The following is a 22,384-nucleotide window of genomic DNA, read 5'->3' on the forward strand; positions in this document are numbered from 1 at the left end:
TCTTTCACGTGCTCGGGGTGGGGGCCAGCGGCTGCAGGGTTTCGGGATCGACGTCGACAAAACGCACCGCAGTACCGGGGGGAAGCTGCGCGGCGGCAGGAAGGTCTTCGGGAATGACCGCACCAATGACCGGGTAGCCCCCGGTCACGGGATGGTCGGCCAGGAACAGGACCGGAAGGCCCGACGGCGGGACCTGCAGTGAGCCGACCACCACGCCTTCGCTGGGAAGTTCGCCGGTCCGGGCCCGCTCAAGCGGCTTACCCGGGGTTCCGGGCTCCTGCCCGCCTGCATCGAGCCGGACACCAATCCGGTTGGACTCGGCGGTCACGGTCCACACTTGCTGCGTCAGCGCTTCACGGGACTCGGGCGTAAACCAGTCGTGCCGGGGGCCGCTGGTAATGCGCAGGACCACCGGCCTGCCCGCTGCCGCGGACACCAGCTCACCGGGCAGTGCCGGCGGCTCCGGCTGGCCGACCGCCCGTGCAGTGGCCACCTCGCCGATGGGCAGGACGGCGCCGGCTGCCAACGGAGCGGGACCGATGCCGGACATCAGGTCTGTGGAGCGGCTGCCAAGGACAGGGGGAACATCAATCCCGCCGCGGATGGCGAGGTAGGTGCGCAGCCCTGCTTCAGGCACGTCGAGGTGCAGGCTTTCCCCGTCGTGGAGGGGGAAGGGTGCGTACATCGGCGCGGGCCTGCTGCCGTCCGGCCCTTGGATTGCGGCACTGGTTCCTGCCCCGCTCAAAGCGGCGGTCAGTTCGCCGTATGCGCGTACCGCCAGGCCGCCAAACACGTTCTCAATGACGGCGTCAGTTGGCAGGTTGCCCACCAGCCGGTTTGCCTGCCGGGCACTCCTGGCGTCGGCGGCGCCGGCTGGCGAGACGCCGAGGTCGCCCAGCCCTGGGCGACCGAGGTCCTGGATCAGGGACTGGGGCCCCGGGGACAGCACCTCAAGGCGGTCTCCGGCTGGACCTTGAGTCGGCTGGTGCGCGTGGTCACCCTGACGCGGCTCGCCGGCGTGCTCCGCGCCGGCGGAGTTGACCTCCACCAGCTCGCGCACCGCAACGTACCGGACTTTGGCGCCCGGGCGGACCAATGCGGGCTGCTCCCGTTGCAGGTCCCACATGCGCGCGGCCGTGTGTCCGATGAGTTGCCAGCCGCCGGGTGAGCGGCGGGGATAAACTGCCGAAAAGTTGCCCGCCAGTGCCACCGAACCCGCGGGTACGGCGGTGCGTGGGGTGCCCCGCCGGGGTACGTTGAGTGCGTCGGTCTCACCCACCAGGTAAGCGAACCCGGGGGCGAAACCGCCGAAGGCTGCGGTCCACAGCTGGCCGGTGTGGGCAGCGATGACGCCGTCATTCCCCAGCCCCGTCAGCTTCCCCACCTCGGTGAGGTCCTCGCCGTCGTACACCACCTCGATCTTTACCGGCGCCTCCGAACCTGCGGCAGCGCCGGCAACCTGGGTCTCGAGTCCGGCGATGACCTTGCGGGCCGCGCGGGCGTTGGCACGGGAGTCGAAAACCACCAGCACTGTTTGCGCCGCCGCGAGGACATCCACCTGGCCTGGCGCCGGGTTCTCCCGCAGGCGGGAATGCACGGCGAGTACTGCCTCGAGGGAATCCAGTTCGACGAGCAGAGCACGCGGCCCTGCCCAGCGGACGTCGGCAGGGCTCATACAAAACTCCGGATTTCGACGCCTGCTGCTTCCAGTTCCCGGCGGACGGCTGCCGCCATGGAAACGGCTCCCGCGGTGTCACCGTGGAGGCAGATGCTTTCGGCAGAGGTGCGGATGGCGGATCCCTCGCGGGCAATAATGGTGCCCTCGGTGGCGAACCGCACCATATTGGCTGCCACGGCGTCTTCATCGTGGAGGACGGCACCCGGTTCGCGGCGGGATACCAGGGTTCCGTCCGGGTTGTAGGCGCGGTCCGCGAAGGCTTCGGCCACGCCGCGGAGACCGGCTGCCCTGGCGGTGGAGAGCGCCACCGAGCCCGGCAGCAGCAGGAGCGGCAGGTCTCCGCCGAAGGCCTTTACCGCGTCCACCACCGCCCGTGCCTGGGCCTGGTGGGTCACTATGGTGATGTAGAGGGAGCCATGGGGTTTGACGTAGCGGATCCCCCCGCCGGCCGCGCGGGCGATCGCCTCGAGCGCCCCCAGCTGGTAGAGGACATCGTCTGCCAGTTCCGTGGGGGAACAGTCCATGAACCGCCGGCCGAAGCCCGCCAGGTCCCGGTATCCCACATGGGCGCCAATGCTGATTCCGGCGGCTACGGCGTCCCGGCAGGTCTGGGCGATGGTGGAGGGGTCGCCGGCATGGAACCCGCAGGCGACGTTCGCGCTGGAGACGGAGCGGAACATTGCGGCGTCGTCGCCCATGGTCCAGTTGCCGAAGGACTCGCCGACGTCGCTGTTGAGGTCAATGAAGGCCATAGTGATTCTCGTCTCTTTGAAGTGGTCTCCTTAGCATGCATGAGAATCGAAGATTGTTCAACAATTTTTCCAGATCGTGCCTGCTGGCTCCCGCGGCGGCGGATGCGAGCGGCGTGAGGCGGTCTCTGGGAAGGAAGTGCAGGCGAAAGTAGGGGAGGACGACGGCGGTGCCTCCCGCCGTCGTCCTCCTTTCCTTCCGCAGGTGGCTCAATAGGGCTTGACCCGCTGGTCCATCACTAGGTGGACCAGCGCAAAAGCGCGGTCCTTCTCGATGGTTGCGAGTTAGGAGACGAGGGCGGCTGGAACGTCCCGGTGCATTAGCTCGGGCAGTACGCTGACGAGTGGGCAAGATATAGGCGCTGCCCTGGGCTCGGGCAAAGCAAAGGCCCCGGTTCCCCTTTACCTAAAGGGGAACCAGGGCCTTGCTACCTGGCGGTGACGGTGGGATTTGAAACCTTTCCAGTACCAGCGCCGGCGCGGAGAATCCCGGAATGTCGGGAAAATACCTCACCTGCCATCACTCAAAATCACGGCAGGTGTGGGCAAAGTGTGGGCAGGATGTGGGCAGCGCCGATCAGCTGGGGCGTGGACGAGATATTTGATTGACGGTAGCGTGACCGGCATGCAGAGCGGGACGCGTACACCGACGGAAGTACTTATGGATCAGTTTGCCGCTGACAATGAGTATTGGAGCGAAAGCGTTGAGGAGCACCAGCTCAGCAACCCGCTGAGTCAAGTGCTGGAGGAAATCAGACCCCTTCTTGGCGGCCAAGAAGGGCTGCTTTGCGTGGGCGGCGTATGGCTCGACGTGACGCCTCCGCCGCTGGGGCCCGCCACCCGGTCCGATTACCCAGACGTGTATGACTTGGTTATTGTGACTAGCCAGTTGATCGTAAGTGCATGGGGGCGAATCTGCGGTCCGGAAAAGACGCTGGACCGCGAGGTAACCGAGACAATGGGTCTCAAGAACTTAGCGAGTATCGCGGTGGACCTGCGGCCAGGAGAAATTCGTGGTGACGGCACCGTTGCCAGGCACCACGAAGTGACTCTGACATTCGCCAAGGGGTCGACCTTCCAACTACCAAATAACGAACACCTGAGCGGGGACGGGGCGAAACGAATGGAACGGCTACTCCCGCACCTCTACTCCATGCTGTAGCTCCGACACATCCGGAAGACCGGGATGCCGCAGTAGAGCTCGAACTAAACAGCCTTGATGGGTGGTTGTTGGTCTACGACGAGAACGTTGATTTTCCGCGGTTTCCTTGTTGGAAGTTATCGGCCGTAGTGGTCCGCTTGTGGACCTCCTGCGGACTTTTTGCGGACTAGGTCATCACTCATCGGGCTTCGGGCGTTGCAGGCTTAGGCCGTTCTACCAGCCCGTTCCTGACGTTGTAAGCGTGAGCCCTGCGTCGCGACAACTCCGTCCCAACTCTTGTGCTTCTTGCCTGCTTCGCGGGAGGAGAAACCTCCGCGTTGAGCTCTTGGATCGCCAGCACGTTCTCTCGGGAAAACCTGATCTCGGATCCAAATCGGATGCACGGCCAGCCTTGACGCTTCTTCATTCGGAATGCCGTGCTGCGACTAATCTGGAAGTGTGCAGCAAGTTCGTCCATTGTCATAAGACGCTCTAAGGGTTCGTTAGGTGTGTCAGTCATGGCGTAGATGTTAACAAGTCAGTGGCAGGGGCAGTTGCACTACTGGGCCGGCACGCAGTCGAGGAATGAAAAGCCGGGGTTCCGAAAAACCCAAGAGGTAGCCGACCTATTTGGCTGCATCAGGCATACTTTAAATTGAAGTAGCGGCGGTACTCCAGCACACGCTTGCAGCTAGGCCACGCCGGTTCCGAACTGACTAGCTTGGCAGGTGGTGGTGTAGCCCTGCGGGACAGAACAAGGCATCACGCATTTATGAACTGGTATCCCCAGTACCTTCCGCAGTTCCTGTACGGAGTGCCTCTCGGTGTGCGGTAGAACCAGATTGATCGCCGGAACCTAGTCCCGCACGGATCGTTTGGTCGGTTGGTGCTGCCGTTGTAGATGACGAGGCGACCGACGAAGCCTGGCCTGGAAAGATCCCTGATCCATACGGGCCGGTTGCCGTAGTAGATGTAGGCGAGGGTCTGAAGGTCGTCCTCAAGAACAGGTTGCTCTACGACTTCTTCCGCGGACTCCAGGTCGCTTAACAAGTCCTGGGTAACGTATTCCGGGGACCACCCGTCGATTCCCGACATGACCTCCGTGGTGTCGCGCCTGACTTGTTCGATGTCCACTGTCATTTGTTTCGCTCCGTTCTCTAATCGTCCACTTTCGGGCTTTCACGTTCCTCAGGTGGTTTGAGATTGTGAATGGCTCGTCACATTTGTGCGGCTAACGGGGAGGAGCGCTGAAATAACCTGCAACTATGGGAATGATCATGCCAACCGTGACCATGGCAAGATTCTTTACGAGTTCTGACGTTAGGGGGTCGCGCATACTCCAAGTCACCACAGCGGCTATTCCGACCACCAGATACACAACAACGTAGACTCCACCGATCCAGCCCTTAGCGCTTACGCCTGCAGTCGACAGATTACTAAGCCCTCCCAGCTTTTCTGTCTCTGAGGAAACACCGAAGGCTACTGCAACTATCCCGCCAACGAGACCGGCAAGGGCGGTGAATAAGTACGTAAGTGGTTCGCCCGGAGTAGGCGCGCTTCCGACTGCATTCCAGATCGCGAGTATTGCGATCCCGGAGACTATGGCGTATGCCGCGATTGACAATAACGCGAGTGCTGCCACGACAAATGCAATGAATGGCTGAGGTACTACTCGCGATGCCATGGAGATCGCCTCCCTGTCAGTGGAGTTACCTGAATTGTCGCAGGCGATTGGTGTCGTGTACATAGCCTGTCGAGAGAAGATAACTGGGAGCGATTGTCGGGCAAACTCGGAAACCTAAAAAGGTATATGTGCCAGCAGTTTGAGTTTCAGGGGGTGCTTGATGCCGGCCGGGTACATGGGCAGCGGTTTGAGTCTCCTACTGTGCTGCATTTTTACGTTTTCGTCTGCTGACCTCCCAGTTAGGTACAGCGCGCAGGCCTTCTCGGTATTCGGGGGCAAGGGTGCCCGCGTCCTTGTCCTGCCGACGACGAGCGAGCCAGGCGGCGAGTGCCCGTTCTTTAGGAGCGGCTGCCTTTGAGGAAGGAAACCTGCCTTCCGCTTCGAAAAAAGCGACTATGGCGGCGAGGTTTGCCCGTCCGGCTTTGCCCACTTTCCGGGCGGGTTGTAACGAGGCCTGATGTTCTTCCCCTAGTCCAGGTTCGGCGGTGCGGGCCAAGCGTAGGTGGTACCGAATGGTTGTTGCAGGTGCCCGCACTACCTTAGCGATCTGTGAAGCGGTCAGTCCTCGGCGATACATCTCGACCCATTCCGTGTAGGGGGCGCGGCGGTGGGTCTTCATCTTGGGCCTCCCTGCACATCCGCTGGGTAAGTAGGTTCGAATAGCCCGCGCCACCTATACGGAAGCCGAGGGGCTCAGTCGGACACAGGGCTATGTACGGGCGATCAAATACTTATCGACGAATGTCGGCTTGGATGCGGACTCGTGTACCTACCGGCAGTCCTTGTTTTTGCGAAAGACGAGTTATGAGCCCAGCGACAGATTTATTCCAGCTTCAAGCTCTTCCTTCGTGTATTCGATGGTGCCGCGGTTGGACACCTCCACACTGTAGAAGTCAGAACCGCCCTTGATGTCCGAAACGGTAAATGGGAACTTGCACCAGCCGTCGTCGTATTTTCCCTCACCGAGCTCGCCCTTACCCACAGTTTTTCCTTCAGCACTGATAACTACTTGAGCCCCCGGTGTTATGTCGTCGTACCCACGGTATCCGTCACATTCCCCTCCACCAGGAGCGTGCTGAGTGACGCCTTCCAAGCCAAGAGTCATTGTTCCTTTAGCCTCAAAGGAACCGGATCCCGCGCCGCATCCGGTAAGTGCTAGGACGCCCGCCGCGGTGACAACAAGTGCTTTTTTCAAGGTGAATACTCCCCAATAGGTGTGAAAGACACGATGACTATATAGGATGCTTTGCTGTTCGCCAGAAGAAACATAAGTCATCAATGAGTCGGAAGGTGTAATATCCGTTGAGCGGGCTCGTTTGCCCGTAGCGCTACTGGGGGAAGCGAACTTGTTTGTAACTGCCTTTCGGCATTCTGTCACCGTCTCAGCGGTCCAACCTTGCACGCAGGGTTTCCCTCAATGCGCGTCCATCACCGCACCCACCCCGCACGCTTCGCATCGCACGTCGGTCAGGTGTCCTCCGAAAGGACTCTCATGAGCCAAACCCCAAACCTCGCGCCCTATCCTCCTGCTAACAGCTACGGACAGTTACAACAGAGCAACAAGTCATTCCTCGTGACCTGGCTACTTTCCCTACTCCTCGGCGTGCTCGGCGTAGACCGCTTTTACCTCGGCAAAGTCGGAACTGGCATCCTGAAACTGGTCACACTTGGTGGCTTCGGTATATGGGCTTTGATCGACCTCATCCTGATCCTCACCAACAAGATGCGCGACAAGCAGGGCCTCCCGCTTGAGGGGTATGACAAGCACAAGAAAGTCGCGCTGATCGTCACGGCCGCGCTTATCCTGCTGAGCATCATTATCAACGTGGCACGTGGCGGTTCAACCCCAACAAGTGCGCCGGCCGTGGCTCCCGCGAATGACGCCGCCGCACCCGTTGCTGCTGCTCCCGCAGCCCCTGAGCCTGCGGCCCCCGCAGCGGAAGCCACTTGGACTAAAGTGGCGGAGCTGACAGGATCCAGCGACATGGCGAGCCAGGCATTCGCGCTCTCCGGCAAAAGCACACGGCTCGTCTACTCCTTCACGGGAGCACAGCAGGTGAATGGTCAATCGATGGCTGTCGGTGCTATCTACCTCGAGAAAGAAGGCGTAGACATCACCACAGATGGTGGCATCCCCATCAAGATGCTCCAAAAGGATGAATCCGGTGAAACCGCAGTTCATAAGGGCGCCGGCAACTATTACCTTGACGTGAAGGCAGCCAACTTTGACTCTTGGACCATCACAGTCGAAGAAAAGAAGTAGCGACTACAGCGTTTTAGGAATCTATGAAAAAGGCAGCTTTAGCAGTCGTTCTGGCGGGGCTTTTTCTTGGAGCCTGCTCAAGCAACACACCGGCAGCAACGCCGTCCACATCGACTACGACTCCGCTGCCCGCCACGACATCGACGCGGGCAGCCGTTTCAGCAACACCAACACCCAAAGGAATTCCTACCAGCGGGTCCTACGCGGCGGACGTAGCAAAGCTCGGCATCAAACCTGACAACATACAGAGTTACGCGATGTGGATGAAGGAACGAATCTGCGAGCAAGATAGCGTCGGTCTGGGGATTGCTGTTCGCAGTATAGGTGGCAGCACGGTGGCTTCCGGTGGGGGAATCGAGGTGGTTCGTTTGACGAACGCCTATTTCTGCCCCAACAAAACGCAGGAAGTAGAGGCTGCCCTCGATTATTTTGACCAGTAACGAGGCTCGGCAAGACTCGTTGCTACAGCCCGATCGGTAGAGCCGTCCAGGTCATTGATGGCTCTACCGATCGAGGTTAGCTCATCAGGAGACGGCAGAACGGTGTCCTAGCCGATGGGCCCTGTTGCATCATTCGCGCTTCGGCGGTTTCAACGACAAGGGTTGAAGCTCGGGCCGCACACGCCGGAAGCGCAGAGGATGCCTGAAGGACCGGCCGGACCACGCCACGTCGGCTGCGACTTCCACCACGATGGGTTCCACTAGGGTTAGCGCCACGGGTCCCTTGTCTTTGCTGAACCTGTCTAGGGCGCCGTGACTGATTTGCTCCGGCCAGGGATGGTTCGAGGCCGGCGGGCTTAGGTGTTGTGCAAGGACCCGCGCTGTCTTCGTTGACAGGGCAGTCGATCTACCCACTATCACCAGTTCTTCTCGTAGCGGAAGCCCTGCAACTATCGCGGTTGGCTCGGTGCGGCTGCCGATAACAGCACCGCAGACTACATCGATAACGTCACGGTGCTTGACCTTCAGCCATTGGCGCTGTCCACCCTCATAGAGTTGGGAGGCGCCTTTGACGACCAGGCCCTCGATGCCGGTCGCTGGCATCTCCGCAAACCACTGTTCGGCAAGTTTCTTATCTCGTGTAGTGGGGGAGAGGGCAAGAGGTGCATCCCATTCACTAGAAAGAGCCTCAAGTAGTTCACGTCTCTGTGAGAGTGGTACGCCTCTGGTGTCATAATGGGCCGCCGTCAAGAGGTCGAAAGCGGCGAATGACGCTGGCCGCTCCACTGCTAGGGGCGCGAGGTTTGTTTTCGATGCGGTCATGCGCTGTTGAAGCGCATCAAAGTCCAGCCGACCTTCGGACCAGATCACCGCTTCACCATCAATAAGGAATCCGGGCGGGATCTGCTTGTTCGCGGCCGCCACCAACTCCGGGAAGTAGCGGGATAGGTTTTTACCTTGCCGTGACCACAAAGACACTCCGTCGTCCTCAGTGAGTAGGGCCAACCTGAACCCGTCCCACTTCGGCTCGTACAGACAGCCGCCGGGAAGCGCATTCTCCGGAGGAATTCTGGACACTGCTTTCGCTAACGCCAACGGGACTGGCGGGCGCATCCCTGCTGGCACACCTTTCATGAGGCGAGTTTACTGACCACTTGGAGGGGGTGATCGACGGTTAGTCAGGCGGACCGAATCATTTAGAACTGTACGTACCGCCCGCGCCACTCGCCCTCGTCCGGGCGCCGGACGTCTGGAGCGGGAACCCAGCAGCTCATGTGCTGGGCCCCCTCGTCCGTCCACACAACATCTACCCAGTCCTTGCTGTAGAAGGTCGCATAGCCGTGCACTTCGACCGTACCGCCACCCACTAAGGGGACCAGGGCAATAACCTCCGGCTCGGTCCGTGACTCGAACCTGGTGACGCTGCCAGACTCGTGCTCCGGGTGCGGGTCAGCGTGCTCGTACTCCGCTCCGTCCAGCACGAATTTTGTTGGCTTGTTGAATAGTCCCACATCGCCACTAAACCATGAAAACCGAGGTTTACAGGTCCGGCCCGTTGCGAGCTGGCTCTCCTCCATCACACGCGCTACCCCTTTCGCCCAACCAAACCTCCGGTTATATTTGACCCCACTCGGGCTGGCTCTGCCGCGGGCCAGTACCGGGGCGGGGCGATATACGAGGGGCGACCATGGAATACCCTGTCCGGTATCTAGAGAGCTTTGACTCGATTCGGGCTGGCTGGCAGCCGGGTCCGAACGTTCCGGCAGACGAGGCACGAGCGCAAGCGTGTATAGAAACCATGGTTTCGCTCGCTTTCGGCCGCGACATCGTGATCCAACAGTCTTACGCGCTGGACTCCTTTGCTTTTCAACTGGTTCTCACCGACGTGGTGCAGGCGTACGAGCGTGTTCTGAGCGAGCCTAGTTCAACAAAGTTCTGGGCAAACGAAAATCTTCCAATACGACTGCATCTCTACGGGCACAAAAGCTTCAGAGGCGCCGCAGCGGACGTGTTCAGACGGATCGGCCGAGGGGAGTTTCATAGCCAGATGTATCCAGATCTCACTGGCGAGCCGGAGGCTTTAGTTATTGCTGATGAGATTTTCAATCATGGACGAGACCTTCGTCTGTATGAGTTCTTTGCCGGAGATGGGAGAAGCGAGCTATTCAGGAATTTGTGGGCGTGGTTCGGAGAATCCGTCCAAGGAGAAGGCCGCCGTATAGTCGAGCCTGTACCGGAAAAAGCTCTTAATATTGATCTTTTGTTGGCGCCACTCCTCAGCGACGAGTCAGTACTCCTGGCTGGACCGAAAGGTGAGGAACTCGTTGCCGATCCAGTTCTAGGTGAGGTGGTGACGGCGCTTCGGACCCTAGCCAAATCCTCCGGGAGACAGTCTCCTTTCAAATCCCGTAGCCCTCTGTATTCGAACAGACCATGGGCAGACTCGGGCGGGCCTTCCGCGGGTCAGATGGTCGGCGACACGCTCCCTCTCGTGCAGGAGGTGGTTAGCACTCTTTACAACCGCACAACTGTTGCGTCGATAGGGAGAGCCTCCGCCTACTACTCGACTCCCATGTCTTCGCCCGAATACGCAGATGACTTGTTGAAAGTGCAGGAGTTGGCTCTAGCTTCCGCTGCGGCTGCGAAAGCCGGCACGCAACCTAAGCGACAGCCAGGTGCATACGAGGGGCTACCTGCCAACCCTCCCATGGAAATAAGAATCAACAGCAAAGATGGCGTGCGCGGGTCCTTCAATCGCAAACTGGGGCCAGGATCAGGTAACACGGTTTCTGCCTTCGAGTCGATACTGCAACTTCGGCAGGAACCGAAGTGGCAAAAAGGAATAGAGGCAATTGACGCGTCGTACTACGGCGGAGATCTTGACGGCTATGTGTCGGCCGTTCACTCGCATTTGGATGTTGTGGCGCAAGGGGTCGGCCGACATCTTGTTGTCCGGACAGGATACGGAGGGCAGACAATTTTCTTTCAAGACCCCAGCCAAAAAGGGGCAATGTTGAGCGCCGCCATTGCGAGTGGCACTGGCATGGAGGCTCAGGCGATAGAGCCATTTGTGTCGTTGGGCGTTGACCTCGGGCTGGGGTGGATTGCTGAACGGAGGGCCCAAGGCGCGGCTGTGAAAGATATGCGCCAGGCGTGGACAGAAGTAGTCATTCCGCCCAGGAGGAGAGCTTGACCCGCGAGATAAGGCGACTCCAAGAAGTGATCGCTTATGAGAACAGTTACTTCACTGTTTTCGACGACGCGGTGGAGTTCCCTACAGGCCGACGCGGAACTTACCTTAGGATCGCTGCTGTAGCCCCTGGTACCCCAGTCGTCGTCTTAGCGAAACGTGGCGGCTTGATTGGCCTGGTGCGGAGTTACCGATATCCAATTGGCCAGTCGCAGTGGGCTCTTCCCCGTGGTTTTGCCCACGGCACTGATGTCTTGGAGAGCGCCCTCGCAGAACTCGGAGAGGAACTTGGCGTAACCGGGGCTGAGATCCGATTGTTGGGACATGTAACTCCAGACTCTGGGCTACTTGCGACCCGTGTGGCCGTCGTTCTAGCGAGAGTTCTAGAGATGGCGGCCTCCTTTGAGGACCGGGAAGAAATTGAAGCCAATATGTGGGTCACACAAGAGCAAATGCGAAATATGGTTCGCGGCGGTGAGATTGAGGATGCCTTCACATTGTCGGCCTTGACACTATCTTCAATTCACGGCGCTTAAACTGCCCAGCGGTTACCAACGAGCACCGGGCAGAGATTCTCATCCGACTTATCGCCGGTCGGGTTTTTGGCAAGAAGACTTCGGTGCAAAAGGGAAGGGCTGCTTCCGACATCCACAGCACCCGAGGCTACTTAGGCAGTAATGCATTTGGGGCGCTGCGACGAGGTTGGACTCAGTACCGAGGGTAGTCGGGTTAGTGTGTTCGGGTGAGTGATGATGTAGCGCAGAAGCGTCCGCGGTTCTTAACGATCAGCCAGGTATCGGAAGAGTTGTCTGTTGGAGTTACGACTGTTCGTCAGTTGATAAAGACTGGCGAGCTGCGGGCATTGCAGATAGGTGGCCGCGGCATCTGGCGTGTCGCTACGAGGGATGTTGAGGACTACATCGAGCAGGCATACCGGGTGACTGCTGAGCGGATAGCCGCTGGCGAGATACCTGACGAGGTGTAGCTTCACATGACCACGATTGGGTAACTGTTCGTCGCGTTGCTGTCGTGAATAATGGGCCGACCTGCACAGTTGCTTCATGAACTTACCCAGACGCCCCCGCGGGACTATTGGAGGCCAGGTGACGGGTCGATGGGCTGCGAAAAACGCCAAGGACCTGTTCACATACGAAATGCTTCTCCAGCGTGAGTTGGAGCAGGATGCGATGCTGTGGCAGACGCCTACCATTGCGCTTACAGCTCAGGCTTTCCTCTTGACTATTGCCTTGAATCCAACGTCTCCGGCATTCGCTACCTTTCTTGCTTCCGGACTTGGTTTGGTTGTTGCGCTCCTGTCGATGCAGTTGATGGCTAAGCACCGCTTCCTTAACCTGATGGATCGTTCCCACCTTCATGCTTTGGAAGATCGGCTAGGTATTCAGCATCTGAGTAACCGTCAGTACTTCTATACGAATGGCGCCTATCGGATCCCGGATTGGCTTTCCTTACATAAGGCTCCCCCTTCTGAGCATGGGTTAGCGCGGTTCCGCAGCTATCGGGTTTGGATTGTTGGGATGGTCATCTTCGCTGCGGTGAATCTCGCAATCATTGCGGTTCAGATTTGGGCGCCAGGGGTCCTGGACGCTCCTCCCACGCCTACACCAGCCCCTACGCCTACGCCCGCGCCGTAAGGCTGTTCCTCTCGATTTGAAAACTAAGCATGCTGTCTATTACCGTTGATGGGTCGCTTCATATGTCCCCCCATTCGTGTGAAGAGGCTTGAAAGACCCCGCTCGCCTGACTCGTGATGCGGGGTCTTTCGCTGCCCTCGTAAAGGTGTCGCTTTCCCGGATTTATTGACCGCATATCATAGGGGCAGTCTCAATCCTTAGCTGGGGGAATCTCTTGCCTACTGCTGTGCTCACTAAAACCCAGGTCGCGCCGAAGCCGACCAGGTCCTTTCGTGGCGACATCCAAGGATTGCGGACCGTGGCAATCGTCGCTGTGTTCCTCTATCACCTGGACCTGCCGTTCATTCCAGGCGGATTTGTGGGGGTAGACGTTTTCTTCGTCATCTCCGGTTACCTCATCACAGGGCTTCTACTGAAACAACTGATGGCGGACGGGCGCATTTCCCTTGGCGAGTTTTATGCGCGAAGAGCCAAGCGTCTTCTTCCTGCCGCGACCGTGGTTCTTATCGCCACGGCCGTCCTGACAACCGCATTCGTCCCAGTTACCCGGTGGGCTTCCATTGGGTGGGACATCATCGCTTCCGCTTTCTACGTCCAGAACTGGCGCTTGGCCGCTGACTCGGTTGACTACCTAACAAGCGATGCGGCCCCCAGCCCGTTGCAACACTTCTGGTCCCTTGGCGTGGAGGAGCAGTTCTACCTCCTTTGGCCGCTCCTGCTGATAGGGGCAGGTTGGCTACTCACGCGACGCCAGGTCGGGCACACTAGGCGCATAAACGGAACGCACCTTGTCCGCGTCCTGCTGGTCGCGCTCAGCCTGGTACTCGTTCCCTCGCTTATCTGGTCAGCCCTGTATACGGCATCCGCCCCAGGTCCTGCGTACTTCGCGTCAACCACCCGCTTTTGGCAGCTCGCCGTAGGGGCACTCCTAGCCGTCACCGTCAGCTACCTTGAAAAGATCCCCAACCATATCGCGGTCATCGTAGGCTGGCTCGGCATGGCTGGCATCGTCGGCGCTGCGCTGTCCATCGATAGTTCAGTGCCTTACCCTGGCGTGGCGGCTTTGCTTCCGACTCTGGCTTCTGCGGCAGTAATCGCGGCAGGCGTTCGCCACCAAAGGAGCGGGGCAGAATCTATCTTGGGCAGGAAGCCGATGCTGTTCATTGGCAACATCTCGTACTCGCTGTACCTTTGGCACTGGCCTCTTATTGTGGTCGCCGGCGCCGTTTTTGGTGACTTGAGCACGGGCGTCAAAGTCGCGCTAATTGGCATGTCCGTGGCGTTGGCTTACCTGACCTATCGGTTCATCGAGCAGCCGGTCAACAAGATGCCAGCCCTCGAAGGTCAGCCGGCGAGGGGGCTGCAAGTGGGGCTCGCGCTGACAATCGTTGGGTGCATGATTGGTGGTGGGGTTGTCCAAACTGTGCGGGCAGACGAAGGCAGGGCCGAAGCCGAGGCTTACAACGCCACGCTGCCTAAAGTCTCAATCAGCAGAGCGCCCCAGCAGCCTGTCCTGGTGGGGGCCATGACACTGCCGGAGAGCCCAAGGGACAATGCCCCTCCGATGGATACTGTGGCCGGGGCTAAGACGCCGGCGCCGATCGCTGCTGGTAAGGACTTTCCGGACTGCGTGTCAGCCCGCGTTGATGAGACGGACATCCGAGAGTGCGCGTACGGAAAACGCGACTCATCTAAGCACGTAGCGTTGGTAGGCGATTCGCACGCGAAGCAGTGGATCCCCGCGCTGGAGGCTATCGCCAACACCGAGGGGTGGAGACTCACCGCCTACATTCACGACGCATGCCCCTTCGCCACGGGCAACCTGGTTCGATCAGGAGCGCCATACACGGCCTGCATGGTGTGGAACGAACGGATGCAGGAAGTACTCTCCGAGGACAACGAACTGGTGATGGTGGTTACCAGTAACTACACCAAGAGCGCGGGGATAGCCGGCGCCTCTAACGAGGTGGACGCCATGTCCTCAGCGTTCCAAGCATCCTGGGGTTCGATCACAAATAAGGGCGTCCCTGTTGCTGTCATCCGGGACACTCCAGCGCCGGGGCAGAACATCCCCGATTGTGTAGCAGCCAACACGTCTGACCTGGGTCAATGCGCCGTCCCGCGGCGTGTAGCTTCGGATGACAAGGGGTTGGCGCAGATGGACGCAGCCCGCGCCGTTGATGGAGTGACCGCCATTGACTTGAACGACTTCATTTGCCCCGCCGACCTCTGCGCCCCGGTAATCGGGAACGTTCTGGTTTATCGGGACAGCGACCACCTGACGGCAACTTATGCGCGTTCCCTTACTGACAGGTTGGCGCAGCCTCTCAAGGCTGCGCTTCCCGCAGCCTGACGCTGGCAGGCATTGCGTAGTGCTGCCAGCGTCAGTGTCTTCTATCCGAAGTCGCCGTGCTCTGCGGGACGGAGGTCTACATGGTCCAGCAGAACCACGCCGGAACGGCTATTGGTCGCACCAGGCGTTACGAACAACTCCAGGTACGCGAGCCTCGTCAGTGCCGGCACGGTCAGGTCAAAGGCGAATCGGGACCACACGCCATTAGCCGGCATCGTGGGGTAGACCGTCTGGGCAGACAGCGCGGATTCGTCGGCCCTCCGGTAGCGGACCATCACGCCGACATCGTTGGTAATCAGGTTCCCGCTCACCAACTTGACTCGCCCACTCATGCGCCATCCCCCCGGCGTCATGTTGACGCCCTGGACTACCTTTGCCGTGTCCGGGTAGGCCGCTGTCAACTGCATGCAATGTGTGCCGGACATGCCCGCGTCCGGGGTGGCGGCGACACGCATGGTGGTAGCCGCACCAGTGTTCGCTGGCCCCCACGCGTTGCCGATACTGCCCGCAGGTGACTCAAACGACGGGTCCAGCAGGTAGGACTCCCGCCCGAACACGTCGCGTGGCAGGACAGCGGGCACGTTCAGGTCATACGCGAGCTGGGCAATCGACTGGTACTGCGCGGTGGTCATCGTGCCCGGCTGGTTCGTCCAGTGCGTGTAAAAGCTCACGACGACAGGCGCGTAGGCTGCCATGCGGACCAGCTGCTTGGCGCGGTCCAGGTTCGCGGGGTTGTCCAAATCAAGCCGGTAGAACCGCGGGAACGTATCCCCCAGGGGGTAGGTCAACGGCGCGTTGGTGCCGGCGGAACACGTCAGCGCCCACGACCGGAAACGGGTGTAAAGCTCCTGATCCGTGGTCGCGTTCCATGCGCCCTGGGGGTAGACGAACGTGGACGGCCATCGACCGGTCAGGTTGTAGATGAACTGCGAGCAGGTGTCAGACTCATAGGCCCGAACCGCCGCCGTGGAGCTGACGTAGTTCTTGTGAGTGGTGGAGTGGTTCGCTATCTCATGGCCGGCGTGATGGTAGGCGAGGATCTGCGCTGACGTGAGCCGGTTCGGCTGATCAACCCAAGAAGACGTGATAGCAAGGGTGATCTTCTGCCCCAGAGCGTCATGCACCGCCATAAGCTCGGTGTTCTGCGCATAGTTGTCGTCAAGGCTGAACATCACAGCGCCGCGGGCTGGCATCGTGAGGGCGTTGCGCTCCTTTTTAATGGCCTGCGCAGTTGCGGTCTTAGCCGGTCCGTCGTTTGTGATTGCTTCAACGATGGCCTGCTGAGTGGGGAGTACGTTGGAGCCGTCAGCCCCCTTGTCGCCCTTGTCGCCCTTGGGCCCGATGACGCTGCCTGCATCGACTGTCGCGCCAGTTCCCTTGGTCAGGATCAGCTTGCCGGACCCGTTCACGGTTGCTGAGGTGACGCGGTCGGCGGCCGCGGTTGCAGCATCGTTGGCAGCTGCTTGGGCCGCGGTCTTGGCGCCCTGTGTTTCGTTGTACATCCCCTCGTATGAGGTGAGGTAGTTGGATTTGCCGCCGCCTTCCCAACCGACGCGGGCGAGGGTTGGGTGTTGGAAAGCGGGCCCCATCCCTTGTGCGTCTACGGTGATGGGGTTGGGCAGGGGTGACCCTGTGGTGTCCAGGATGGCGATGGGCGCTTTGGCTGGGTCGGCCGGGTCGAAGATCTTGATGGAGGCGTTGCGGGCGACCACGCCAGGGTTGCTGATGTCCTTGGCGAAGATCTCATCGAATGTGTACGGCATGGGCTACTCCTTGGGGCAAGAGAGAAGGCGCCCCAAGGGGACGCCGGCGGGTAGTGAAAGGGCGGGGGGTCAGGCTTCGTGTTTGCCGTCCGGCTGGGCTTGCTTGTTTGGTACGGCGTAGACAGCTGCGGCGGTGATGATGCAGGCGCACGCCGCGGTGATGCCTTCTCCCTGGGTGATGAACTCACCACCCGGCGAACCCTCCTGAACGGCCGCGGTGATCAGTGTCGCGGCCGGTGCGACGAACGCGACAACAGCCTTGAAGTACGGCGCCAGCACGTTCACTTTGCGTCCACCTTTCCAGGGCTTACTGCGGCCTCGATGCGGTCAAGCTGTTCCTGCTGCTTGCTGAGCCGCCACTTGATGTTTGCGATGTCCTCGGGCAGCCATCCGATGACGGATGCCGGGGTTGTCTCGCCGTGCTGCTTGCCGTCCGGCCCGTAGCGGGGGATGGGTGCGTGCAGCAGGTTTCCGGTCTTGGATCGCAGTGCCCACACTGCGTCCTTGAGCAACTGCCACGGCTTGCGGGAGTCGCCTGCGATTTCTTCGTCTTTGAGGTACGTGAATCCGGCCATCAGATTGCTCCTTCTCCGAACACGTCAGTGATCCACTGATGTTCGGGCGTGTGGTTGGGTTGAGATGTGGCGGACATGCTTTGGAGTGATCCGACACCGAAGTAGGGGACGGGGTCGGCGCACCCGAAGATCAGTCCGGAGCCGGTGCTGTACCGGATGGGGTCAACGAGCATGGCAACGTGCAGGTGTGGGCCCACGTACTCGGTGCGGGTCTTGGTGTTGCCGGATTTGCCGATGACCTGCCCGGCGCGGACACGCGTGCCTACGGGCGCTTCGTCGTTGCTGGATAGGTGCCCGTAAATGCTGAACTTCCGGTCGTGCTGGATGACGGTCACGATGCCAGGGAAGTTTTTGTAGAGCCCCCAGCGGCGGAAGTAGCCTGTCGGGCCCCACGATTCGTCGCCTGGCAGGTCCTCGCCCCAGCCGGCGTACACCACCACGCCGTCGAGCATGGCGTAAACGGGTGTGCCGATGGGGCAGGCGATGTCTGCGCCCGCGTGCCCGTAGTGCTGATAATCCCCGTACAAGGCCACCAGGTACTCGATCTCGCTGCCGTTCAGCCGGCCGATGACTCCGCGGGTAGCGTAGCCGCCGAACGCCTGGTTCACCGGGTACTTCGCATCTATCGGTCTCATGGTGTTCCCCCGATTGGTGGTGTGATGGTGGCGCGGCATTGTCCGGCGTCTGAGGTGGCGCCGTCGGTGTAGGTGATGATCCAGCGTCCGTCGTCGCCGCATTGGGCGGATTTGATGCCGCGGCCGTCTTGACCTGCTGGTCCTTGAGGTCCGGTGGCGCCGTCAGCCCCGGGAGCACCTGGAGCGCCGGCGGGTCCGGGTGGGCCCGGGACTGTGGAGTCCGCGCCGGGTTCGCCTTGAGCTCCTGTGGCGCCGGGAGGTCCTGGCGGTCCGGCTGGTCCCACGGGGCCGAGGGGGCCTATAGGGCCGGGTGTGCCGGCGCTGCCCGTCAAGCCGAGCAGACCCATGATGCCTTGGTCGCCTTTGTCACCTTTCGGGCCGGTCCCGCCCGTGGGCCCGGCAGGTCCAGGGAAACCCTGCTCACCTCGAGGCCCCGGGACGCCCTGGAGGCCTTGGGGTCCAACGAGAGGGCCTGACGGTTCGGAGGCTACCTGCTCAGCCTTGCGGCAGATGTTTGAACCCGCCGCGGTCTGCTGGAAGTCGGCAGATTTGCAGGCTGCATCGAACTCTTCCGCGAGGGACTGCTTTTCCTGCGCCTGCTCGTCCCCGTACGTCGCTGCCGCTCCCGCCAAGCGTGCGTTGTCCATCGCCAAAAAGAGACAGACGATCCCGAACAGCAGAGACACCACAGCCAGTGCCCATATCAGGATGTTTCGGCGACGTGCCGCCCGGTGGGAGCGGGCAAGGTCGGCTTCCTGGCGGCCGACCTTCTGATCGAAGTCGTAGTCGCTACTCATCGTCATCATCCTTCGGCCACTCGACGGGGTCAGGCTTGATGTGGTTCTCGACCAACTGTTCGCGCCACCGGTCGCCGGCACGGGTTCGCCTGTTCAATTTCCGCGTCAAGTTCGCGATCTGGTCCTGCAGTTCCTTGATTCGGTCCTTCAGTGTCTGGATCACTTGAGCCTCCCGACTCTCACGCCTTTTGTCGGCCCGGTTGATCCACCAGCCGACGCCGCCGCCGATGACACCGAGGAAGGTCCCGAGCGGGACGAGCCATTGCAGATCCACATCTTCGCCCTCCCAAGCTCAGCGCTCGTTTACTACCCGACTTTGGAAACCCGGACTCGCGATGCCAGCGTGTAGCCGGGCGTGGTGTCTGAGTAGAAGATGATTCGGATGACTTGTGCGCTTGTGACGTACAGGTTCGGAATGGTCACCGTCGCGCCGGAGGCCGTGCCGGCGGGAATATCAACGGAGGCGTATTCAAAGGTGCCGTCATTGTTCGCGATCACCACATACGTGGTGCCCTGCGCCACGGCTGACATCTTCAGCTTCGCCTGGACTGCGTACAGTCCGCGGCCGGGCAGCTGGATGCGGTCGGCGCTTGGGGATGAAAAGCCCGAGTTCGTCGTGGTCTGCGCTGCATCGACGGTCAGCGGTCCCGTGCCCCATGTTGGTGATCGTGGCGTGTTCGTGAACGGCACCGTCGATGCGGTGAACTCCGCGTGCTTGATACCGCGGACCTCTTCCCATTCCGGGTTGTCGTTCGCCCCGACCCGGCGAACCCAGTCAACCCCGTCAATCCACAGCCGGGTCCCCGCTTTGTTCAGGAAGGTCCTGACGAGGTCGTGGGCGGCGATCAGCCCGCCTCCGTCACCGACCCATGTGCGCAGGTCGATGATCGACGTGGGCTGTGTCTGGCCGGACGTGACCTGGACGAGCGCGATCGGCTGGTCATCAATGTTCCCCGGGCCATACAGGCGCCCACCCGGAAGGACGGCATTCGCGCCGCCATTGACCTTCACGAATTTGGACTCGCCGGCGGTCGGGGTCCAGTCGCGGCGCACCGCGATCAGGTCCCAGCGGGAGCCCGACGATATGGTGTCCAGCTGGATGGTTTCGTTGTCGAAGGTTTTGTCCGTGATGCCATGGCCCACCCCCTGGCCGGGGGCGATAGATACCGTCCGGTCGGCACCGGCGACAGCGGTGACCTTCCAGTGCAGCGGGGACCGTACAGCGTATGTGCCCTGCCCGATGGCCGGGTGAGCGTCAGCCCATGCGCTTTCCGTGTACGGGTTCGCCGTGGTGGTGTCGTACCCGTTGGAAATGAAAGTAACTGCCATCAGCGCTTCTCCTGGTCTCGTTTGGCGCGGGCAAGCGCCGCGATTCGTTGCGCCGTGATGCGCTCCGGTTGGTCGGTCAGATCCCCGACAGAGGGTTCTACTGCCGCGTAGGTCGGTGACACCCATTTGAGGGTGCATTCCCGGATGACCTCGGTGACGGTCAGGGCGTCGGTGATCTTCACTGGCAGACGATCGCCGACGTGGAAACCGCCCGGGCCGTACTGGAATATCCCGGTGCCAGCCAGTGTGAGTTTGATGCCGTTTTTTGGGCCGTGCTCGTTGAGGTCTTCCTGGCCGCGGGCGTCCATGATGTCGGGTGCGTCTTCGTCCTGAGCATCCCTTGCATCGCGGAACACTTCGGCGCGCATCCCGTAGGTTGTTTCGCGTCCGAGGTCGGTGACTTGGCGGAAGTTCCGGAGGATCCCGTCGCCGGGACCACCGACGATGGCGCGGGAAGCTGTCGGCCGGGTGTGGGTGAGGGTTGCTTCCTTCAGGGTCCTGCCCTTCACTGACAGCGCACGCGGGTACGTGGCCGGCTCGTGCACGTCGAGGACGAGCCCGGACCCGACCTGCTTGACCGTGATTCCGATGCCGGCGTCCTCAATGGCCGGCAGGAGTTTGTCGTCCAGTCGGTGCATCCGGAACGGGACGCCGCCGGGAATGACAGCGCCGCGGTTCAGGTTCGGCGCCACAGAAAGCCCAGGGACTCCCAGCCGTGTGACCGCGTTTTCGTTGACGACGGCCTTCACGATGGTTTCCGCGTTGCCCGTATAGGTCCGATACTCGGAAGCGCCCTGAGCCGTGATAGCAGATGTCGGGACCTGCCAGCCGAGGACTTCCCGCAGGATCCTGAAGTCGTCCTCCACGCTGATCGTGCAGGCACCAGTGGCGCCGTCTGTTTTAATCTCGTATCCGGTGATGGGTCCGCTGATGAGGTGTTCGCCCCGGTACGTTACCCGCAGCCGGGCGCCGGGGTTGACGTCTCCATTGGGGATTAGCTCATCCAGTTTCGGGTGCGCCAGCGGGACGGTCATGCTGAGCGTGGATACGAGGTTGTGCCGGACGGTCGCCGTCAACGAGGACGGGTTGCCGATCTGGCACCGGAAGACCCGGTCCTTGTCATAGACCGAGATGCGGAAGACGGGTGCTGTCACCAAGGCCTCCGATACAGGGTAGGTAGGAGGGCCTCAACCTTGCCGGGCCCCATGATCTCCATGGACAGCGGGACCTGGGAGCCGGACGGGATCGGCGCGAAGTCCGCCTCGCCCAGCGCGGGGGACATGTCTACCGGGTTGATGAGGTGGACCCCGACGACGCGCTCGGACGGCTTGCTGGGCGCATCAGGTGTCACCTCGTACAAGGTCGCGCCGATGAGGTCCGGGTCCGACTCGATGACCAGGCATTGGCCGGCGGCGACCGTGAACGGGACCGTCACGATGACGCCGTCCACGCCCACGGACACTGCAGTGGTTTCACCGTCCACGAACCACCGCGGGTACGACTCGACGTCGCCCGGGTTGTCCATCGTCGCGTTCGCGGCACTGTAGGAACTGGCGATCGTCACCACGGGCCCGTCAGTACCGAAGAAAGGATCCGGCGGGACCTGACCGATGAATGACTTCACCACCGGGTCACCAACCCAGAACGGCTGCTCGGCGATGAGGGTGATCCCGTACGAGTCCCAACCAACCTTCATAGGGTCGCGGTCCCGGACCTTATCGCCGTCATTGAGGAAACGCAGCCGCAGGGAACGGTGCGACCCGTCAGGGTGCGTCACCGTCCAGATCCCGGTGTCCGTGGGGTCCATCGTTGCCCAAAAGGCGCGGTCGCGGAGCATCCAGTCCGTTGAGCCGGCGTCACTGTAGATGTGGATCGGCCAGAACACCTCACGGTCCTGGTAGCTGGCGCCCTCGAACCGTGAACCGGCCACAGCCGGGGACTCAGTCGCGTGCCGCGTGTAGGCCGCGCTACCAAGTCCCCGGATGCCCGGCTTCAGGAACAGACCCGTCGAAGGGTCCGTCAACGCCCACTCAGACCCCTTCGCCGTCCACCGCAGCCCCAGCCCCGAAAACGCTGGGGCCGGGGGAGCAGGCGGCAGGTAGGGTGTACCGTAAACGATGTTCACCAATGGGTGC

General features: G+C 61.0%; 25 protein-coding genes. 8 read left to right on the forward strand and 17 right to left on the reverse strand.

The features are described from left to right. Nucleotides 1–4: 4 nt before the first annotated feature. Both FDW84_RS06290 and FDW84_RS06295 read right to left on the reverse strand, forming a co-directional pair. Nucleotides 5–1,675 carry a 5-oxoprolinase subunit B/C family protein gene (locus FDW84_RS06290; protein WP_138607617.1) on the reverse strand — a complete coding sequence of 557 codons (1,671 nt, stop codon included), beginning with the start codon at nt 1,673–1,675 and terminating at the stop codon, nt 5–7. Then, the gene (locus FDW84_RS06295) at nt 1,672–2,430 is read right to left on the reverse strand and encodes a LamB/YcsF family protein (protein WP_138607619.1); all 759 of its coding nucleotides are present in this window, start codon (nt 2,428–2,430) and stop codon (nt 1,672–1,674) included. Before FDW84_RS06295 ends, FDW84_RS06290 begins: the two co-directional genes overlap by 4 nt. 658 nt (nt 2,431–3,088) lie before the next feature. On the opposite strand from FDW84_RS06295, the gene FDW84_RS06300 reads away from it, so the two are divergent. Continuing rightward, nucleotides 3,089–3,589 carry a hypothetical protein gene (locus FDW84_RS06300; protein ID WP_138607621.1) on the forward strand — a complete coding sequence of 167 codons (501 nt, stop codon included), beginning with the start codon at nt 3,089–3,091 and terminating at the stop codon, nt 3,587–3,589. A gap of 741 nt (nt 3,590–4,330) precedes the next feature. On the opposite strand, the gene FDW84_RS06305 is transcribed toward FDW84_RS06300, so the two are convergent. From FDW84_RS06305 to FDW84_RS06315, 4 genes are all read right to left on the reverse strand, one after another. Continuing rightward, the gene (locus FDW84_RS06305) at nt 4,331–4,708 is read right to left on the reverse strand and encodes a hypothetical protein (protein WP_138607623.1); all 378 of its coding nucleotides are present in this window, start codon (nt 4,706–4,708) and stop codon (nt 4,331–4,333) included. Nucleotides 4,709–4,799: 91 nt separating this feature from the next. Continuing rightward, complete coding sequence (locus FDW84_RS06310) at nt 4,800–5,252, reverse strand: hypothetical protein (protein WP_138607625.1); 453 nt, start codon at nt 5,250–5,252, stop codon at nt 4,800–4,802. Between the two features lie 196 nt (nt 5,253–5,448). Continuing rightward, nucleotides 5,449–5,871 (reverse strand): hypothetical protein, encoded by a 423-nt coding sequence (locus tag FDW84_RS19240; protein WP_171046676.1) that lies wholly within the window; start codon nt 5,869–5,871, stop codon nt 5,449–5,451. Between the two features lie 183 nt (nt 5,872–6,054). Beyond that, nucleotides 6,055–6,447: a hypothetical protein gene (locus tag FDW84_RS06315; protein ID WP_138607627.1), complete on the reverse strand. Its 393-nt coding sequence runs from the start codon at nt 6,445–6,447 to the stop codon at nt 6,055–6,057. A 297-nt stretch (nt 6,448–6,744) separates the two neighbouring features. Here FDW84_RS06315 and FDW84_RS19670 point away from each other — a divergent pair, with 297 nt between their 5' ends. Together FDW84_RS19670 and FDW84_RS06325 are read left to right on the forward strand one after the other, a co-directional pair. Then, a complete protein-coding gene (locus FDW84_RS19670; protein WP_240721406.1) occupies nt 6,745–7,515 on the forward strand; it encodes a TM2 domain-containing protein in 771 nt (256 codons plus the stop codon). Nucleotides 7,516–7,538: 23 nt separating this feature from the next. Beyond that, nucleotides 7,539–7,955 carry a hypothetical protein gene (locus FDW84_RS06325; RefSeq protein ID WP_138607629.1) on the forward strand — a complete coding sequence of 139 codons (417 nt, stop codon included), beginning with the start codon at nt 7,539–7,541 and terminating at the stop codon, nt 7,953–7,955. 129 nt (nt 7,956–8,084) lie between these two features. On the opposite strand, the gene FDW84_RS06330 is transcribed toward FDW84_RS06325, so the two are convergent. After that, nucleotides 8,085–9,089 (reverse strand): ATP-dependent DNA ligase, encoded by a 1,005-nt coding sequence (locus FDW84_RS06330; RefSeq protein WP_138607631.1) that lies wholly within the window; start codon nt 9,087–9,089, stop codon nt 8,085–8,087. 62 nt (nt 9,090–9,151) lie between these two features. After that, nucleotides 9,152–9,466, reverse strand: coding sequence for a hypothetical protein (locus FDW84_RS06335; RefSeq protein WP_138607633.1), 315 nt, complete (start codon nt 9,464–9,466; stop codon nt 9,152–9,154). A gap of 176 nt (nt 9,467–9,642) precedes the next feature. Between FDW84_RS06335 and FDW84_RS06340 the strand changes: the two genes are divergently transcribed. The 5 genes from FDW84_RS06340 (at nt 9,643) to FDW84_RS06360 (ending at nt 15,150) form a co-directional block, all read left to right on the forward strand. Beyond that, nucleotides 9,643–11,148, forward strand: coding sequence for a hypothetical protein (locus tag FDW84_RS06340; RefSeq protein ID WP_138607635.1), 1,506 nt, complete (start codon nt 9,643–9,645; stop codon nt 11,146–11,148). Continuing rightward, nucleotides 11,145–11,681 carry an NUDIX hydrolase gene (locus FDW84_RS06345; protein ID WP_138607637.1) on the forward strand — a complete coding sequence of 179 codons (537 nt, stop codon included), beginning with the start codon at nt 11,145–11,147 and terminating at the stop codon, nt 11,679–11,681. The genes FDW84_RS06340 and FDW84_RS06345 overlap by 4 nt, the downstream gene beginning before the upstream one ends. Before the next feature lie 206 nt (nt 11,682–11,887). Then, nucleotides 11,888–12,130, forward strand: coding sequence for a helix-turn-helix domain-containing protein (locus FDW84_RS06350; protein ID WP_138607639.1), 243 nt, complete (start codon nt 11,888–11,890; stop codon nt 12,128–12,130). A 118-nt stretch (nt 12,131–12,248) separates the two neighbouring features. Beyond that, nucleotides 12,249–12,797, forward strand: coding sequence for a hypothetical protein (locus FDW84_RS06355; RefSeq protein WP_138607641.1), 549 nt, complete (start codon nt 12,249–12,251; stop codon nt 12,795–12,797). Between the two features lie 226 nt (nt 12,798–13,023). Further along, nucleotides 13,024–15,150, forward strand: coding sequence for an acyltransferase family protein (locus FDW84_RS06360; protein ID WP_256371714.1), 2,127 nt, complete (start codon nt 13,024–13,026; stop codon nt 15,148–15,150). A gap of 41 nt (nt 15,151–15,191) precedes the next feature. Here FDW84_RS06360 and FDW84_RS06365 read toward each other — a convergent pair whose 3' ends face one another. From FDW84_RS06365 to FDW84_RS06405, 9 genes are all read right to left on the reverse strand, one after another. After that, the gene (locus FDW84_RS06365) at nt 15,192–16,913 is read right to left on the reverse strand and encodes a polysaccharide deacetylase family protein (RefSeq protein ID WP_138607645.1); all 1,722 of its coding nucleotides are present in this window, start codon (nt 16,911–16,913) and stop codon (nt 15,192–15,194) included. Nucleotides 16,914–16,982: 69 nt separating this feature from the next. Continuing rightward, nucleotides 16,983–17,198 carry a hypothetical protein gene (locus FDW84_RS06370; protein ID WP_138607647.1) on the reverse strand — a complete coding sequence of 72 codons (216 nt, stop codon included), beginning with the start codon at nt 17,196–17,198 and terminating at the stop codon, nt 16,983–16,985. Next, nucleotides 17,195–17,488 carry a hypothetical protein gene (locus tag FDW84_RS06375; RefSeq protein WP_138607650.1) on the reverse strand — a complete coding sequence of 98 codons (294 nt, stop codon included), beginning with the start codon at nt 17,486–17,488 and terminating at the stop codon, nt 17,195–17,197. Before FDW84_RS06375 ends, FDW84_RS06370 begins: the two co-directional genes overlap by 4 nt. Beyond that, nucleotides 17,488–18,123, reverse strand: coding sequence for a M23 family metallopeptidase (locus FDW84_RS06380; protein WP_171046678.1), 636 nt, complete (start codon nt 18,121–18,123; stop codon nt 17,488–17,490). The genes FDW84_RS06375 and FDW84_RS06380 overlap by 1 nt, the downstream gene beginning before the upstream one ends. Continuing rightward, entirely contained in the window at nt 18,120–18,920 is an 801-nt protein-coding gene (locus FDW84_RS06385) for a collagen-like domain-containing protein (RefSeq protein WP_205754728.1), read from the reverse strand. The genes FDW84_RS06380 and FDW84_RS06385 overlap by 4 nt, the downstream gene beginning before the upstream one ends. Next, complete coding sequence (locus FDW84_RS06390; RefSeq protein WP_138607654.1) at nt 18,913–19,194, reverse strand: hypothetical protein; 282 nt, start codon at nt 19,192–19,194, stop codon at nt 18,913–18,915. Before FDW84_RS06390 ends, FDW84_RS06385 begins: the two co-directional genes overlap by 8 nt. A 32-nt stretch (nt 19,195–19,226) precedes the next feature. Then, complete coding sequence (locus FDW84_RS06395; RefSeq protein ID WP_138607656.1) at nt 19,227–20,249, reverse strand: hypothetical protein; 1,023 nt, start codon at nt 20,247–20,249, stop codon at nt 19,227–19,229. Next, entirely contained in the window at nt 20,249–21,403 is a 1,155-nt protein-coding gene (locus FDW84_RS06400; protein WP_171046679.1) for a Gp37-like protein, read from the reverse strand. Before FDW84_RS06400 ends, FDW84_RS06395 begins: the two co-directional genes overlap by 1 nt. After that, nucleotides 21,400–22,374: a phage tail family protein gene (locus FDW84_RS06405; RefSeq protein ID WP_138607660.1), complete on the reverse strand. Its 975-nt coding sequence runs from the start codon at nt 22,372–22,374 to the stop codon at nt 21,400–21,402. Before FDW84_RS06405 ends, FDW84_RS06400 begins: the two co-directional genes overlap by 4 nt. Nucleotides 22,375–22,384: the final 10 nt, after the last annotated feature.

It is taken from the genome of Pseudarthrobacter sp. NamE5, assembly GCF_005796225.1.
Taxonomy (GTDB): Bacteria; Actinomycetota; Actinomycetes; order Actinomycetales; family Micrococcaceae; genus Arthrobacter.

Excerpts from the sequence above, each read along its gene's own strand:
- FDW84_RS06310 (WP_138607625.1), bottom strand. The coding sequence starts at position 5,252 with ATGGCATCGCGAGTAGTACCTCAGCCATTCATTGCATTTGTCGTGGCA.
- FDW84_RS06295 (WP_138607619.1), bottom strand. The coding sequence starts at position 2,430 with ATGGCCTTCATTGACCTCAACAGCGACGTCGGCGAGTCCTTCGGCAAC.
- FDW84_RS06305 (WP_138607623.1), bottom strand. The coding sequence starts at position 4,708 with ATGACAGTGGACATCGAACAAGTCAGGCGCGACACCACGGAGGTCATG.
- FDW84_RS06290 (WP_138607617.1), bottom strand. The coding sequence starts at position 1,675 with ATGAGCCCTGCCGACGTCCGCTGGGCAGGGCCGCGTGCTCTGCTCGTC.
- FDW84_RS06325 (WP_138607629.1), top strand. The coding sequence starts at position 7,539 with ATGAAAAAGGCAGCTTTAGCAGTCGTTCTGGCGGGGCTTTTTCTTGGA.
- FDW84_RS06375 (WP_138607650.1), bottom strand. The coding sequence starts at position 17,488 with ATGGCCGGATTCACGTACCTCAAAGACGAAGAAATCGCAGGCGACTCC.
- FDW84_RS06385 (WP_205754728.1), bottom strand. The coding sequence starts at position 18,920 with ATGAGTAGCGACTACGACTTCGATCAGAAGGTCGGCCGCCAGGAAGCC.
- FDW84_RS06340 (WP_138607635.1), top strand. The coding sequence starts at position 9,643 with ATGGAATACCCTGTCCGGTATCTAGAGAGCTTTGACTCGATTCGGGCT.
- FDW84_RS06380 (WP_171046678.1), bottom strand. The coding sequence starts at position 18,123 with ATGAGACCGATAGATGCGAAGTACCCGGTGAACCAGGCGTTCGGCGGC.
- FDW84_RS06330 (WP_138607631.1), bottom strand. The coding sequence starts at position 9,089 with ATGAAAGGTGTGCCAGCAGGGATGCGCCCGCCAGTCCCGTTGGCGTTA.
- FDW84_RS19670 (WP_240721406.1), top strand. The coding sequence starts at position 6,745 with ATGAGCCAAACCCCAAACCTCGCGCCCTATCCTCCTGCTAACAGCTAC.
- FDW84_RS06300 (WP_138607621.1), top strand. The coding sequence starts at position 3,089 with ATGGATCAGTTTGCCGCTGACAATGAGTATTGGAGCGAAAGCGTTGAG.
- FDW84_RS06365 (WP_138607645.1), bottom strand. The coding sequence starts at position 16,913 with ATGCCGTACACATTCGATGAGATCTTCGCCAAGGACATCAGCAACCCT.
- FDW84_RS06395 (WP_138607656.1), bottom strand. The coding sequence starts at position 20,249 with ATGGCAGTTACTTTCATTTCCAACGGGTACGACACCACCACGGCGAAC.
- FDW84_RS19240 (WP_171046676.1), bottom strand. The coding sequence starts at position 5,871 with ATGAAGACCCACCGCCGCGCCCCCTACACGGAATGGGTCGAGATGTAT.